Origin of the sequence: Planococcus halocryophilus, assembly GCF_001687585.2 — a bacterium.
Lineage (GTDB): Bacteria > Bacillota > Bacilli > Bacillales_A > Planococcaceae > Planococcus > Planococcus halocryophilus.
Window position 1 is genome coordinate 826,293 of sequence record NZ_CP016537.2, and the last position, 15,233, is coordinate 841,525.

A 15,233-nucleotide genomic window follows, 5' to 3' on the forward strand; every position below is an offset into this window, starting at 1 on the left:
TTATAAATAAGCTCTTTTAATAGGTATACCCTAAGCATAAGTAAAAATAGCTGTCAGGCAAAATGAAAAGCACAACAGAAAGTTGTGCTTACCAAATTTTATCAATTAGAGTCTGGTCGAGAGTTTTGCCATTTCTCGATAAAGCTGAATAATAATAAGAGCAATATAAACATGCTCAATGTGAGATACCAAGGGAATTCGGAAATGGCACGGCCAAATGCTGTATAAAGAATTGCCGGAGCAATCAAACCTAAAGCAGAGATAACCATGTATTCTTTAAGCGATTTTGTCATTTCGATTAAATACAAAGATAATAAATGAAAGTGTACTAAAGGCATAATGCGTAAAATCATCACTTGAGGAACCGACAAGGTGCGGTCTGGGAAGATTTTCTCTTTTAGTCGTGCCATTTTCTTTTGGAACTTCGGAAATTTATTGACTAATATGTAGGATATCCAGCTCATTAAGGTTAAACCAATAAAAGATAAAAATGCGCCTTCAAAAAATCCGAAAAGATACCCGCCAGCAATGCAGACGGCAATAACTGGTAAGAACAGCAAAGGACGTACTAAATGCAATAAAACAAAAAGAAATGGTGCTAACCAGCCGACGTTGTCCATGAATACTTCGAGGGATTGATCGAATTGCTCCATACGATCCCAACCTCTCTGAAAGTGTTTGCTAATAAGGTAGGATAATCCAAAAACGCTGTAAAAGCAAGAAAAACAGAAGTTTTTAGGAGAATTATGTTTAAGGACAAACACATGGGGAAAAGGAAATAATTATAAAAAAATCACAAGTTGTGATTTTTTCTACAGACTGTTGAGATAACAGTTATGGAATAGGGAGGAGAAGATGATGAAACAAAGTTTGAAAATAGCAAGTGCATTTATCGGAATCGTAGTAGGAGCAGGATTTGCTTCCGGTCAAGAAATTCTTCAATACTTTACCAGTTATGGCTACTGGGGGTTTGGAGCCGTTCTAGTGGCTACCCTGTTATTTGGTTATTTAGGAATGGTGTTGACGCGATTAGGCAGTCGAATGCAGACCATTTCGCATGAGGATGCAGTCTATGCGATAAGCGGAAAGGTACTTGGCAAAGTCATTGATTATACGTTAATTGTCACCTTATTTGGCATTTTAGTAGTAATGATTGCTGGAGCAGGATCGATTTTTTCACAACAATTTGATTTGGCACCAGCTTTTGGTCGCAGCATCATGATCACCCTCGTTATTCTCACCATCATGTTAAATGTTAAAAAAGTTATAACCATCATCAGCAGCATAACCCCGTTTTTAGTTTTATTGGTTGTTGGAATCACTGTTTATAGTTTATTAACGATGAATACTAGTTTCGCTGAATTAGAGCCTATTGCAAAATCACAATTGTCTGCGACACCGCATTGGCTATTATCTTCTATCAACTATGTATCGTTGGCCATTGCGTTAGGAGCAGCGATGTCACTCGTGATGGGAGGCGCAGAAAAAGATGAAAAAATTGCGGCACGTGGTGGCTTGATTGGCGGACTTAGTTTTGGGTTTTTGATTTTGTTGAGTTATTTAGCGATTTTTGCAAAAGTCGATGTGGTGGGTTCAGCAGATTTGCCAATGCTGGCTCTTGCCGATAATATTTCCCCCATCATCGGTATTGTGACGGCCGTGGTTATTTTCGCGATGATTTACAACACAGCAGTTAGCTTGTTGCTGTCGTTTTCAGCACGATTTATGGAGATGGGGACAGGGCGTTTCCGCATCTTTGTGATTGTTTCAGGAATTGTCGCATTCGTGTTAAGTTTCTTCGGGTTTACAGCACTCGTCAACTGGCTATATCCAGTGGTTGGCTACCTTGGTCTTTTGTTAGTGGGGACATTGGTAGTTGCAGATATCCGGAAAACTGGTAAATAAGTTAAGGGGAATCAGCGGTCTCTTTAGAGGCCGTTGTTTTTTTATGGTATATTCAGGTCAAACGGATATTGCCGGAAAAGAGGAATTCGATGAAAATATTAGTCGTAGGTGCAGGTGCCATGGGAAGTTTATTTGCAGGGCGTTTAAAGTCACAAACGTCGGAAGTCTTTCTATATAACAGGGAAAATCCACACGTAGAAAAGATCAACCAATGTGGATTGACCATTATTGAGCAGGATAACAAAAAAACCGTCATTCCATTAACCGTAGTACAGGAAATTTCTAAAGACTATGATCTTGTATTGGTAATGTTAAAAACCCATGCAACTAAGACCGTATTAACTCAACTAAAAGATTCATTTTCTTCACAGACGTTATTTGTGACAATGCAAAATGGTCTTGGGAATTTAGAAATACTTGCGGAAATTTTTCCGAACAACCCTTTAGTCGCAGGAACGATGGGCAGTGGGGCCAGTGTAGAAAGCGATGGACGGATCCTTCACCGCGGCTTTGGAACAAATTTTATCGGTCAGCCTACAGACAAAAGAGCGCAAGAAAAATTGGCGGATTTTGTTGAACTGTTGAATCACTCTGGATTGGCAACCGAATTAGCGGATGATGTTCAAGCCGTTATCTGGAATAAATTATTCGTTAATCTTGCGTATAATTCATTAACGGCTCTGACCCGTTTGCGAAATGGTGATATTTTAAATACGATAGATGGTCAAAATTTATTGAGAAGCATTATAACAGAAGCAATAGAAATCGCTGAAGCAGAAGGCGTCCATGTCGATTTAGAAAAAATAATCGCCAAGTGCATCAAAATGGGACAAGAACAGTTTCCTGCCAATAAGTCGTCGATGCTAATGGATATTTTGCACAAACGCAAAACCGAAATTGACGCCATTAATGGCGCTGTAGCGAACCTTGGTAAAAAGCATGGAATCTTAACGCCGTATAATGACATGATTACCGGAATCATCAAAGTCATCGAAGCAAATTATAGCAAGCAAGTCGACTAACAGAGAGCTAAATCTGCTATACTTATGTGATATTGTCTTGATTGATGGGGCAGATAAGGACGGGATGAATTGAATCGATTAACTGCAACAGGTGACTATATTTATACATATGCTTATACAAATGACGAAAAAGCATTGTGCCAAATGGAAATGCGTTCTTTTTTTGGTAACGACACGAACGAGAAAATTATTAAAAGCAAAGTAAGGGTTGACCCAAGCCGTAGTCCATTTATTAAAGAGCAGATTGAAGTGCTTTTTGAAGGCGACACGTTAGAAGACATCATCGAACAATCTGCAAACGTAGATATGGCTGATACTACGTTCAAAGTCATTTTTCTGAAAATCAATGGTCTGTCTGAACAAGATCAAGTTGATTATTTAGGGAAGCGAGATATTGAACGTCAAATCGGTTCAGCGATAACAGGAGAAGCAGATGTCCATCATCCAGATGTTACATTTGGCTTAATGCCTTTTGAAGGACGTTGGTATATGGGGCTCTATTCACAAAGTGAACCAATTTGGTTTCAACATATGAAAAAGCCACGTGAATATTCAACGGCACTGAGCACACGTGTGGCACGTGCTGTCGCAAATATTGCTGTGCCAAACCCAGATGGTATTAAAGTTGTCGATCCGTGTTGTGGAATTGGTACCGTGTTAGTCGAAGCGTTATCGATGGGCATTGATATTGTCGGTCGCGACATCAATCCGCTAGTTGTCGAAGGTTCACGTGAAAACATTGCACATTTTGGATTGACTGGTCGAGTAGAATTGGGTCCAATCGCAGAAGTGGAAACAGCTTACGATGTTGCCATTATTGACATGCCCTATAATTTATACACACACGCCACGCCAGCAGATCAATTAGGGATTTTAAAAGCTGCTTACCCTATCACTGAAAAGTTATTGGTCGTCACAATCGAGACGATGGACCATATGATTGAAGAAGCTGGATTTGTCATCACTGACCGTTGCATCGCTAAAAAAGGATTGTTCTTGCGTGAAATTGTCATGTGTCAAAAAGCTATTTAAACGTCGCGATGAGCGGCGTTTTTTTTTGAAATCGGGTTTGGCAAGTATTTGGCGTGAAAGGGACAGTATTTGCTCCCAATCGGACAGTATTTTAGGTGAAACGGACAGTATTTGTTCCAATTCGGACAGTATTATCAAAATCACTAACTAATGAAGGAGATTCCATCAAAAAATTGAATACGGTAACAGTACCCTACTCAAAAAGGAGCTGCAAACGATGAAATTTACTGAAACGACTTTTCCAATTACGCAAGTTCGGGAGCAATTTCCTGCTTTAACAAGAACATATAAAGACAAAACGGTCGCTTATTTTGATGGACCAGGGGGCTCACAAGTTGTAGGCACAGCCATAGATGCCATTGCAAACTATATGAGAATAGGCGGTGCCAATCTCCACGGCGCATTTCCAACTAGTTGGGAAACCGAAAAAGTCATTTCAGAAGCTAGATTAGCTGTCGCTGATTTTTTAAACGTTCAAGCAAACGAAGTGGCGTTTGGTGCTAATATGACCACATTGACGATTGCTATCGCCAATGCTCTCGGCAAAAATTTCAATGCAGGTGACGAAATTGTCGTTACCGAAATGGACCACCGTGCCAATGTTGATCCGTGGATCATGATGGCAGAAGACCGTGGCTTAAAAGTGCGCTGGGTGAAAGTTGATACGGAAACAAAGACACTAGATTTAACGGAACTAAACCAACTAATCAATGAAAACACAAAAGTCGTTGCTGTCGGTATGGCCTCTAACGCGATCGGCACAGTCGTCGATCTTAAACCATTTGCAGATCGAGCAAAAAAAGTAGGCGCGCTACTCGTAGCTGATGCAGTTCATGCTGCGCCACATTTACCAATGGATCGTGACCAAATGCAAATTGATATTTTATTGTGCTCAGCTTACAAATTCTTTGGACCGCATATCGGCATTGTCGCAATTAAAGAAGAAATTTTTAAGCAGTTGGAGCCTTACAAACTGACTACTTCTCCAACCTATTATCCAGATAAGTTGGAAACCGGCACGCAAAATCACGAGGGCATTGCCGGAATTCGTCCTGCCATTGAGTTTTTTGCTCAGTTTGGTGAAGGGAAAACGAGAAGAGAACGTATTGTGAGCGGCATCGAACAAATTGAAAAGCATGAAAACCGCTTGGCAAATCGACTTCGTGAAGGCTTGTCAGCAATCGATGGTGTAACCGTTACACAAGCCGCAGCGGATGTTCAGAAAACACCTACAATCGCTTTTCAAGTAGATGGAATCGAACCAGGAGACATTTGCAAAAAACTAGCGGAAGAACATAGTATTTTCCTTGCAGCGGGGCATTTCTATGCGTCAACATTAGGTGATGTGTTAAATGTCAACGATAGTGGTGGCTGGGTCCGCGCTGGACTTGCACCGTATAGCACAGAAGAAGAAGTAGACCGGTTAATTGGCGCAATAAAATCATTTGTTTAGACTGTAGTATGAATAATCGACTTTTTTCCCTTTGCACGAGGTTGATGTTATACTAAAAGGAACTTGTTCCGCCAACGGAGAGCATTACGTTATTTCCCGCAAAGGGACATAAACAAAGGAGAATGAAATTTTGACACAAACGAACAGTAACTCTGATAACAAACCAACGAACTTACCACCGAATTACGACGAATTGAAAAAAGCTGCAAACCGACAGGCTAACTGGAAAGAGCGTTTAGCTGCGGTTGAAGAGCTTGGCAACTGGAAAAGCGAACCAACAATTGACTTGTTAACACACCGCATGAACCACGATTCGGTTTATCAAGTGCAGGAAGCTGCCTATAAACAACTTAAAAACTTTGGCGAAAATGTTCACATGCCAGAGCGTAAAAAATATGATTTGATCAAGGACACTTCTAAAGTACTTGTTCGCATCAAAAAAAGTTTGCCAGCTGGGCACACTTACGAAGACTTTAAAGAAAAACTACAAAAAATGCGTAGCGATATTTACGATACGTATAAAGGTGACAAAGGCGAAGATTTCGAAAGCTGGTTAGAAGAACAATGGAAAGCAGCGCCTTTTAAGCAACCTCGTCGTAGATAATTCGAGTTTCAACTTAGCCATAAAAAATCCCGGATGCCATTATGGCATTCGGGATTTTTTTATAAATATTTTTGAATGATGGGTTTTAGACGGTAACCAAACAATCCAGCAAGAACGGCTAAGATCAAGTCTTTTGGAAGTGGTACAGCCATCCATGCCCAAGCCATTTTGTACGTAAAGCCTTCAGGCGCTGCAAACCATAGTTTATAAGCTGCATACATCCAGTTTGTACCAAACAAATAATTGACGGCCATTCCGACTAGTGCAGCAATGATAAATCCTTTTTTAGTAGACCATTTTTCGGCAATGAGTCCGGCTAAATAAGCGGTAAAAACATAAGATACAATAAATCCAAAAGTTGGACTGAGCAATGTATCCATACCACCAGAGAATTTTGCGAACACTGGAACACCAGCAAGGCCTATAAATGCATAAACTATCATGGCGATAGCGCCTTTACGGCTACCAAGTAGAAGACCTGCCAAAATAGCAAAAAACGTTTGGAGAGTGATTGGTACACCTCCTACAACTAAATACGAAGCGATGTTTGCACCAATTGCCATCAAAGCAGCGAATAAGGCGATATGTACTAATTGCAAAGTGCGAGAGTGATTTGCCGATCTGGAAGTGGTCGTCGTTGTCATTCTATTTCCTCCTACTATTCTAGATAAATTAAGTATAATGAGAGAAAATATTTAAGTCAACTTATATTTTATTTAGGTTAACACAATGTGGGGGGCACAGTAAACAAAGAAAAAGCTGACCTTTCGAGAAGGTCAGCTTTTTTCTATAAAGTTAAAATCCAGGCTTATTCAATAACTTGAAGACGTTGTTTTTATAATCTTCAACGCCGGGTTGATCAAATGGATTGATGTCTAACATATAAGCGCTGTATGCACACGAAAGCATATAGAAGTACAGTAAATGACCTAATTGGAACTCATCGATTTTTGGAATCGTCAAGCTTAGTTGAGGAACACCACCATCTAAGTGAGCACTTGATGTGCCTTTGTGTGCAACATGGTTAAATTCTTGTAACGAGAGTCCAGCCAAATAATTAAGTTCATCGCCATCGTTTTCAGCTTCAAAAACTGTTAAATCTTCGTTTGCTTCTTGTACCAATAGGAACGTTTCAAACAAATTGCGTTTGCCGTCTTGAATATATTGACCCATCGAATGCAAGTCTGTTGTGAACGAAACAGATGCTGGGAAAATCCCTTTGCCTTCTTTTCCTTCACTTTCGCCAAACAATTGCTTCCACCATTCTTGAACAAATGATAGCTTTGGTTCAAAAATTGCCATAACTTCTGTCGTGTAACCTTCTACATACAATTGATGGCGAACGGCTGCGTATTGAACAGCCACGTTTTCATCAAAGTTAATATTGTTATAAACCTTTTCAGCATCAGCAGCGCCCGCAAGTAAGTCCTTAATTGAATAGCCAGCTGCCGCAATTGGCACTAAACCAACCGCTGTGAATACTGAATAACGTCCACCCACATCTGCAGGAACAACAAAGCGCTCATAGCCATTTTCTTCAGCTAATGTCAGCAAAGCCCCTTTTTCAGCGTCAGTTGTCACGATAATACGTTCAGCTGCTTCTTGACCATAGCGTTTTTCCATATAGTCTTTTAAGAAACGGAACGCAATAGCAGGCTCTGTCGTTTTACCTGATTTCGAAATAACGTTGACCATAACGCGTTTACCATCAAGATGTGCAAGCAATTGTTTTAAATACTCTCCACTTACTTGATGACCTGCGAAAACTACTTCTAATCCAGTTTCTTTTTTGAAATATGGATCAAGTGCAGATAACACAGCTTTAGCGCCTAAATAAGATCCCCCAATACCAATAACAACTAATACATCTGCCTTGTCACGGATTTGAGTTGCTGTTTTTTCAACTTTCTCCATAAATGCTGAATCAAGTGTGCTTGGCCAATCTAACCAGCCAAGAAAATCTGAACCTTTTCCTTTTTTACTGTAAAGATCTTCGTGAATTTGTTTTAATTGTGCTCTTTTTTCAAGTGTTAAAACGGAACCAATTGATTGCGAAAATGTAATTTCAACCATAGTTACCCTCCTGTCGTTTAGTAATCAGTTTACCATATAAAAACTGGTGATTGCGTAAGTTTTGTAGGAGAAACCTTTACAGAGACTGATCTATAGCAATGAAATTGAATTTTGGTTGAAAAATCACGTGACTGAATAGGAAACAGTTATTAGAAATAAAGAGATTAATCTTTCAACAAGTAGCTATTTATTGGTAAAATAAAGAAAACAATGGGAGGTTATGTTTTGACTAAAAAAATAACAATTATTCTAACCTTGGCTTTTCTGATCTTATTGGCGGGCTGTCAACCAAGTCCAACGCCTGAAGAGCGGCTAAAAGCATACATAGACCACTGGAACAACGCAGAATTTACGGAAATGTATAGCGCGTATTTAAATAAAGGAACGAAAGATGCATATGCACCAGAAGATTTTGTTGAACGCCAACAAAAGTTTTACGAAGACTTAGCGATTACAAATGTTGAAGTGAGCTATACAAAGCCGGCAGAAGAAACAGAATGGGATCCTGAAAAGCCAGCTGACTTTCCTGTTCAAATACAAATGGACACACTTGCAGGACCAGTTGCGTTTGAGAAAACCATGTCGTTGTTGGTTGAATCTCAAGACGATACAGAAGACTGGTTTGTTGAATGGGATCCATCTTTTATATTTGAACAATTGGAAAAAGGCGATGAAGTTCGGGTATCGACAACAACTGCAGATCGCGGTGAGATTCTTGATCGAAACCAAAAAGCGATAGCCATCAACGGAACAGGTTACAACATTGGTGTGGTTCCTGAAAACTTCAAAAAAGAGTCTAGCAAAGAAGAACTCGCAGAAGTTCTTGGAATATCCGTTGATTTTATTGATGAAAAAATGAATCAAAGTTGGGTTCAAGAGGATCAGTTTGTGCCGATTTCCAAAGCCGCGAAAAATGATAAAGAATTACTAGAGAAAGTAAAAGCAATACCAGGCGCAACTTATCAAGAAACAGCAATGCGCGAATACCCATATGAAGAAGCTCTTGGACATTTGAGCGGCTATATTGGCCCGATCACTGCTGAAAAATTAGAAGAACTTAAAGACCAAGGGTATAAGTCGACAGATTTTATCGGTCGAAGAGGACTTGAGTTAACGCTAGAAGAACGTTTACATGGCAAAAATGGCATAAAACTGTTTATCCAAAAACAAGGTGACAATGGAGAAGAAATAATGATTACTGAAACAGCTGCTGAAAATGGCGAAACGATTGTTTTGACTATCGATGCAGAATTGCAAAAATCTACTTATGACGCGATGAAAGGCGAAGCGGGAACAAGTGCTGCAGTCGACCCAAAAACGGGAGAAACGTTAGTTTTAGTTAGTTCGCCCGCCTATAATCCAAACGAATATATGTTAGGCATTAGCGAAAGTCGCTTTAAAGAACTAAGCGAAGATCCGTTAAATCCATTATTTAATCGTTTTGGTGCAGCTTATGCACCCGGTTCAACGATTAAGCCAGTAACGTCAGCGATTGGATTAGAAGCTGATACATTAAATCCAACGGAAGGTCTTCAAATTGAGGGAGCTACATGGCAAAAAGACAGTTCTTGGGGAGATTATCGCGTTAGCCGGTTACATCCTGAAGCACCAAACCCAATTGATTTGAATAAAGCCTTGGTTTATTCGGACAATATTTATTTTGCGCAACAAGCACTTAACATGGGCAACGATACATTTGTTTCAGGGTTAAAAAACTTTGGTTTTGGAGAAGACATTCCATTTGCCTTAGAGCTACAATCTTCACAAATTTCCAATGAAGGAACGATCGGATCTGAAGGACAGTTGGCGGATTCTTCATTTGGTCAAGGGCAGATGCTGACAAACATTCTTCATTTGGCTACGATGTATGAGCCGTTCTTAACAGAGGGCACGATGTACAAGCCGTTATTGTTTATGGATGAAGAAAAAAGCCAAGTTTGGAAAGATGGATTACTAAGTGCAGAAAATGCGGGAATTCTCCGCAGCGGGATGCGCAGTGTTGTTGTGGATGGCTATGCACAGTCCGCTAACAGCAAAACAGTGAAAATTGCAGGGAAAACAGGTACAGCTGAATTAAAAGGGGAAATAGGTGAAGAAGGACAAGAAAACGGCTTTTTTGTTTCTTATGATTCAGAAAGTCCAGATTTTATCCTTGCCATGATGATCGAATCGATCGAAGACAATGACGGCAGTGATTATGTTGCTGGATTTGCGGCGAAAGTGTTTGAAGAATATAAAGCTCGATAAAAAGTAAAAGAAGCCACTCGCAAGTATTATTTGTGGGTGGTTTTCTCATTGCAGGAATTTCCCAAAGAATATTGAATAGAAAGAGTAATAAATAGAGTAATAAATAGAAAAAGAAAATCTGTCCGACACTAGTAATTTCGTTAAAAGGAAGAGGGCGATGAATTTGAAAGAAACCTGGTGGAAAGAAGCAGTAGTCTATCAAATTTACCCAAGAAGTTTTAATGATTCAAATGATGATGGCATTGGCGACTTAAATGGCATAACTGAGAAATTAGATTACTTGTCCGAGCTGGGCGTTACGATTGTATGGGTTTGTCCAATGTATAAATCACCAAATATCGATAATGGTTACGATGTCAGTGATTATCAAGAAATCATGGAAGAAATGGGAACGATGGCGGACTTCGACCGACTTTTAGAAGAACTGCATAAAAGAGGCATGAGACTCATCATTGATCTCGTCTTGAATCATACGAGTGATCAACATCCGTGGTTTTTGGAATCCAAGTCTTCGAAAGACAATCCGAAGCGGGACTGGTATGTATGGCGTGACCAACAAACGAATTGGGAAAGTATTTTTGGAGGACCGGCATGGACATTTGATCCAAAAACCGAGCAATATTACTTACACATTTACACCAAAAACCAAGTCGATTTAAATTGGGAAAACAAAGACATGCGAGAATCCATCTATGAAATGATTCGATGGTGGGTGGCTAAAGGAGTTGACGGTTTTCGGGTAGATGCCATCAATCACTTAAAAAAAGATTATAGTGATATGCCAAATCCCCAACATTTACCTTATGTTCCTGCATGGGAAAAGTTTACGGAAGTAGAAGGTTTACAAGACATACTGACGGAGCTAAGGGATCAAGCGTTTAAGAATAACGATATTGTCACAATAGGTGAAGCCAATAGTGTGAAATCACACAATATGGAAAAGTGGATCAGTGAACATGATGGGAAATTCAATATGATTTTTCACTTAGAAGCGCATAAACCAGTGGATAGCAACGGAGTAGATAATGATTTGAATGTCGAGGATTTAAAAGAAGTGTTAAATCGTTGGCAACAAGCGACACATGGCATTGCTTGGAATTCTCTTTACATCGAAAACCATGATCGACCAAGAACAGTCTCCATTTGGGGGAATGATCAAAAATATTGGTATGAAAGTGCTACGGCTTTAGGGTGTATGTATTTCTTTATGCAAGGCACTCCTTTTATTTATCAAGGTCAAGAAATCGGAATGACGAATGCCCCTTTTGACGACATTGACATGTATCACGATATTGAAACCAAAAACATCTATCGTTATAAGTATAAACAAGGTGTGCCACACGAAGAAGTAATGCATGTAATCAAAAAAATTAGCCGTGACCATGCCCGTACACCGATGCAATGGAACAACCAGGATTTCGCTGGGTTTTCTAAAGCTACGCCGTGGCTAGGGATAAATCCGAATTATCAATGGCTAAATGTCGAAGCTCAAAAAGATGATCCGAGTTCCATTTGGTCGTTTTATAAAAAAATGATTCACTTGCGCCAAAACTGGAAAGTGTTGGTTTATGGAACTACCGAACTGGCCGACTCGGGCTGTCCCTATGTATACGCCTATATACGCGAAGATCAATATACAAAAATGCTCATCGCTTCGAATTTAAGTGAAAAAACGTGTGCTTGGAATAGCCCATATGATGCTGAACTTTTTCTGAGTAATTACGAAGAGCGAGCGAAAGGCATATTACAACCATATGAAACGTGTGTGTATTTCCTGAAAAAAGAAATTTATTAATGCTAATCAGCCACAAAACCATTCACTAAGAATGGTTTTGTGGCTGATTTTTTTATCGGTAAATATTTGGCGATAAAATGTATGAAAACCAAAGTGAATTACCTACCATTTTGAGCAATAGATATCTTCGACAGTGAAGCATAAGATGGAACTAATCATTACAAAGAAAGGAGCGCTAAACTTGAGTAGAAGAATAGACATAAAAGAAGTAGAAAGAGCACAAAAACGAATAGCTTCTTTAGTTAACAAAACCCCTTTGATCGAGTCTTTTGTTTTATCAGAAAAACTCGGGCGCCCGGTTTACTTAAAACTAGAGAACACCCATGATATCGGCGCTTTTAAAGTAAGAGGTGCAGCCAATAAAATATTAAGTTTAAGTGTTGAAGAAAAGGTGAGAGGTGTTACCACATATTCAACTGGAAATCATGGCATGGCAGTTGCATTTGTAGCAAAAAAGCTAGGAATTCGTGCGGTAGTGTGCATTTCAAGTCGTGTTCCAAAAGCAAAGGTAGATTCATTAAAAAGCTTAGGCGCGAAAATAGAAGTGGTAGGGAAGAGTCAAGATGCTGCAGGGGTAAGGTGCTACGAACTTGCAAAAGAAAAAGGCTATACCGTGATTGAACCCTTCGACGATCCATTCGTCATTGCAGGACAAGGAACGATTGGTTTAGAGCTGTTAGAAGATCTACCGGATTTAAAAGATGTAGTGGTGCCATTATCTGGAGGAGGATTGCTTTCAGGAATTGGCTTAGCTTTAAAATCCAATCGTTCCGATATACGAATTACAGGAGTTTCAATGGAACAATCTGCTGTCATGCATGAAAGCATAAAGGCGGGTAAACCAGTTGAACTAGAGGAAAGCGAAACATTAGCGGATAGTTTGCTAGGAGGAATCGGTTTCAATAATCAATATACATTTAAAATGGTTCAGACCTTTATGGATCAGATAGTGCTGAGCTCTGAAGAAGAAATTGGCTATGCGATAGCTTATATGATGGATAAGCAACGAATTATCATGGAAGGAGCAGCAGCGACCGGTATTGCTGCGATATTGGGAAACAATGTTGCTCATCAAAATGGAGCTCTGGCTGTAATCATCACAGGACAAAATGTCGATATGTCCATATTGCTTCAGTTAATAAAAAACTATACATTCGAAAAAAGCAAAAATTGATTTTGGACAGGCAATGGTCTTTGTTATTCCGTATTTTTACTAAAAAAGAAAATTGAGTTTACAGATTATTGTTCCCCTCGATTTTTTGCGGTGCTATAATCAGAACTAACCTTTTAATTGAAGTGTTGTTTTGCTTGTGGCAAAGGAATTTGTTTAAACGTAAAGGAGGATACAATGCAATCTTCGGTAGAAAGTGTTTTAAGCTATGAAATCTTAAAAAACGCCCGCTTGTTAACAGCAAAAAATTCTGTCGCTGATCGCACGGTTCAGTGGATATCTGTAATGGAAATGCCAGTCGAGAACTTTGTCCGTCAAAATGAAATAATCTTGACGACAGCCATTGGATGCCATAACGATGTCGAGAAGTTTAAAGGATTTGTACAAGATATTATCGACTCCAATGCATCGGCGTTAATGGTTGCCACTGGTCGACATGTGTTTGATATTCCGGTAGAAGTTATTGAGCTAGCAGAACAACAAAAATTCGTTATTATTGAACTGCCGTGGGAAGTGAGATTTTCAGCTATTATCGAAGAAGTAATGAAAAATATTAATGATAAACAATATAAAGACCGTGAGAAGTCAGAGAAAGTGCAACAAGAACTGTTGAAACTAATTCTTGGTGATACGGATTTAAATAATATTTCAAAATACATTCAACGACAAATTGACCACCAGCTGTTGATAACTGATCGAAATGGATTTATTCAAACCGAAAACGGTCATACTCAAGAGTTTATTGAGAAATGGAAAAATGCTGTGATTCAAGGAGATTTTCCAATTTGTAAAGAAATAAATATACTTAATCACGATCCGATGTTACAGAAATTTCGTATGGCAAAATTGGATGATAGAATAATCTTACAGATTCCAGTTTTACAAATTTCTGAAGATCCTCAAGGATATGTGTTTGTCGTCCTACCAAATGAACTACAAGTCGTTTCTTATTTAACGCCTTTTCGTGTAGCTGTCCTAGAACATGCCGCCACAACCATATCGTTATGGCTTTCTAGAAAAAATGCCATTGAAGAAACAAAACTAAACTTGAGAAGTGATTTCGTCCAAGAAGTGGCTACAGGAGACTTTGTTTCTGCAGACCAAGCATTCTCAAGAGCCAAACTATTGGGATATAACCTAGACTTGCCATATATTTGTCTAGTCGGATTTCCTGAAAATTTCAAGGAACTATTTGAAAAACGGAAACAAGAGATTATTTCTTATGTACAATGGACAGAAAGCATGATTCGTTATATCGAAGAAGAAATTTACTTTGCTGCTCAGTCTTTAAAAAGAGAAGTAATGATGACTTATCAAGGAAATCAATTGCTGATTTATCTAGAAAAGCCAGCGGAAACAGATTATGATAATGTCGTTAATTTTTTAGATTTAATCGAACGTCGATTAAAGAATCTTTTGCCGGAAGTCACGATCTCTTGGGGAATTGGAGACTTTAATAAAGGGTTTCAAGGATTAGCTGAAAGTTATCAACAAGCCAATCTGGCAGTAGATATTGGACGGCGAAAAAAAGGCAAGGGGAAACGTACTTTTTACAGCGATACGCGTATAGATCGTGTATTGTTAACTCTTGCACAAAATGAAGAAATGAAAAAAGTGATTATGACAACAATCGAACCACTTGTCGAATATGATAAACAGCGAAATATGGATTTGATTGGCACGTTAAAATGCTATAACCAAAACCACGGAAATGTCAGCCAAGCAGCAAGAGCTTTAAATTTACATCGTCAATCGTTACTTTACCGACTTAGAAAAATCGAATCATTAACGGGACATTCTCTGATTGATCCTGATGATTTATTTTTGTTGGATTTAAGCATTAAAACATGGGAAATTGGCGTTGTAGAAAACAAAAATGGATAAACCGCCACCCGCACTTTTAACAGAAAGTGCGGGTGGCGGTTTTTTCT

General features: G+C 39.1%; 12 protein-coding genes. 9 read left to right on the forward strand and 3 right to left on the reverse strand.

What is annotated here, in order from left to right; translation table 11 throughout:
* Nucleotides 1-101: 101 nt before the first annotated feature.
* A complete protein-coding gene (locus BBI08_RS04105) occupies nt 102-653 on the reverse strand; it encodes a TVP38/TMEM64 family protein (protein ID WP_008496710.1) in 552 nt (183 codons plus the stop codon).
* A 205-nt stretch (nt 654-858) separates the two neighbouring features.
* Between BBI08_RS04105 and BBI08_RS04110 the strand changes: the two genes are divergently transcribed.
* The 5 genes from BBI08_RS04110 to BBI08_RS04130 all read left to right on the forward strand — a co-directional run bounded on the left by BBI08_RS04110 (nt 859) and on the right by BBI08_RS04130 (nt 6,016).
* A complete protein-coding gene (locus BBI08_RS04110; protein WP_008496711.1) occupies nt 859-1,905 on the forward strand; it encodes a YkvI family membrane protein in 1,047 nt (348 codons plus the stop codon).
* A 68-nt stretch (nt 1,906-1,973) separates the two neighbouring features.
* Complete coding sequence (locus BBI08_RS04115; protein WP_257785802.1) at nt 1,974-2,927, forward strand: ketopantoate reductase family protein; 954 nt, start codon at nt 1,974-1,976, stop codon at nt 2,925-2,927.
* A gap of 69 nt (nt 2,928-2,996) precedes the next feature.
* Nucleotides 2,997-3,959 carry a TRM11 family methyltransferase gene (locus tag BBI08_RS04120; protein WP_008496714.1) on the forward strand — a complete coding sequence of 321 codons (963 nt, stop codon included), beginning with the start codon at nt 2,997-2,999 and terminating at the stop codon, nt 3,957-3,959.
* Nucleotides 3,960-4,176: 217 nt separating this feature from the next.
* Nucleotides 4,177-5,412, forward strand: a complete 1,236-nt coding sequence (locus BBI08_RS04125) for a cysteine desulfurase-like protein (RefSeq protein ID WP_008496715.1) — start codon at nt 4,177-4,179, stop codon at nt 5,410-5,412.
* Nucleotides 5,413-5,542: 130 nt separating this feature from the next.
* The gene (locus tag BBI08_RS04130) at nt 5,543-6,016 is read left to right on the forward strand and encodes a HEAT repeat domain-containing protein (RefSeq protein WP_008496716.1); all 474 of its coding nucleotides are present in this window, start codon (nt 5,543-5,545) and stop codon (nt 6,014-6,016) included.
* A 59-nt stretch (nt 6,017-6,075) separates the two neighbouring features.
* Here BBI08_RS04130 and BBI08_RS04135 read toward each other — a convergent pair whose 3' ends face one another.
* Nucleotides 6,076-6,660, reverse strand: coding sequence for a biotin transporter BioY (locus tag BBI08_RS04135; RefSeq protein WP_065528523.1), 585 nt, complete (start codon nt 6,658-6,660; stop codon nt 6,076-6,078).
* Nucleotides 6,661-6,811: 151 nt separating this feature from the next.
* Nucleotides 6,812-8,089 carry a glucose-6-phosphate isomerase gene (locus BBI08_RS04140; RefSeq protein ID WP_065528524.1) on the reverse strand — a complete coding sequence of 426 codons (1,278 nt, stop codon included), beginning with the start codon at nt 8,087-8,089 and terminating at the stop codon, nt 6,812-6,814.
* A gap of 225 nt (nt 8,090-8,314) precedes the next feature.
* Between BBI08_RS04140 and BBI08_RS04145 the strand changes: the two genes are divergently transcribed.
* The 4 genes from BBI08_RS04145 (at nt 8,315) to BBI08_RS04160 (ending at nt 15,186) form a co-directional block, all read left to right on the forward strand.
* Complete coding sequence (locus tag BBI08_RS04145) at nt 8,315-10,336, forward strand: penicillin-binding transpeptidase domain-containing protein (RefSeq protein WP_083383293.1); 2,022 nt, start codon at nt 8,315-8,317, stop codon at nt 10,334-10,336.
* Nucleotides 10,337-10,493: 157 nt separating this feature from the next.
* Nucleotides 10,494-12,131: an alpha-glucosidase gene (locus BBI08_RS04150; protein WP_008496722.1), complete on the forward strand. Its 1,638-nt coding sequence runs from the start codon at nt 10,494-10,496 to the stop codon at nt 12,129-12,131.
* 181 nt (nt 12,132-12,312) lie between these two features.
* Nucleotides 12,313-13,305, forward strand: a complete 993-nt coding sequence (gene eutB, locus BBI08_RS04155) for a hydroxyectoine utilization dehydratase EutB (RefSeq protein WP_008496723.1) — start codon at nt 12,313-12,315, stop codon at nt 13,303-13,305.
* 174 nt (nt 13,306-13,479) lie between these two features.
* Complete coding sequence (locus tag BBI08_RS04160) at nt 13,480-15,186, forward strand: PucR family transcriptional regulator (RefSeq protein ID WP_008496724.1); 1,707 nt, start codon at nt 13,480-13,482, stop codon at nt 15,184-15,186.
* The last annotated feature ends 47 nt before the right edge of the window (nt 15,187-15,233 follow it).

What these genes read in the sequence shown, in the direction of transcription:
- BBI08_RS04105 (WP_008496710.1), bottom strand. Translation starts at nt 653, where the DNA reads ATGGAGCAATTCGATCAATCCCTCGAAGTATTCATGGACAACGTCGGC.
- BBI08_RS04110 (WP_008496711.1), top strand. Translation starts at nt 859, where the DNA reads ATGAAACAAAGTTTGAAAATAGCAAGTGCATTTATCGGAATCGTAGTA.
- BBI08_RS04125 (WP_008496715.1), top strand. Translation starts at nt 4,177, where the DNA reads ATGAAATTTACTGAAACGACTTTTCCAATTACGCAAGTTCGGGAGCAA.
- BBI08_RS04135 (WP_065528523.1), bottom strand. Translation starts at nt 6,660, where the DNA reads ATGACAACGACGACCACTTCCAGATCGGCAAATCACTCTCGCACTTTG.
- BBI08_RS04140 (WP_065528524.1), bottom strand. Translation starts at nt 8,089, where the DNA reads ATGGTTGAAATTACATTTTCGCAATCAATTGGTTCCGTTTTAACACTT.
- BBI08_RS04150 (WP_008496722.1), top strand. Translation starts at nt 10,494, where the DNA reads ATGAATTTGAAAGAAACCTGGTGGAAAGAAGCAGTAGTCTATCAAATT.
- BBI08_RS04160 (WP_008496724.1), top strand. Translation starts at nt 13,480, where the DNA reads ATGCAATCTTCGGTAGAAAGTGTTTTAAGCTATGAAATCTTAAAAAAC.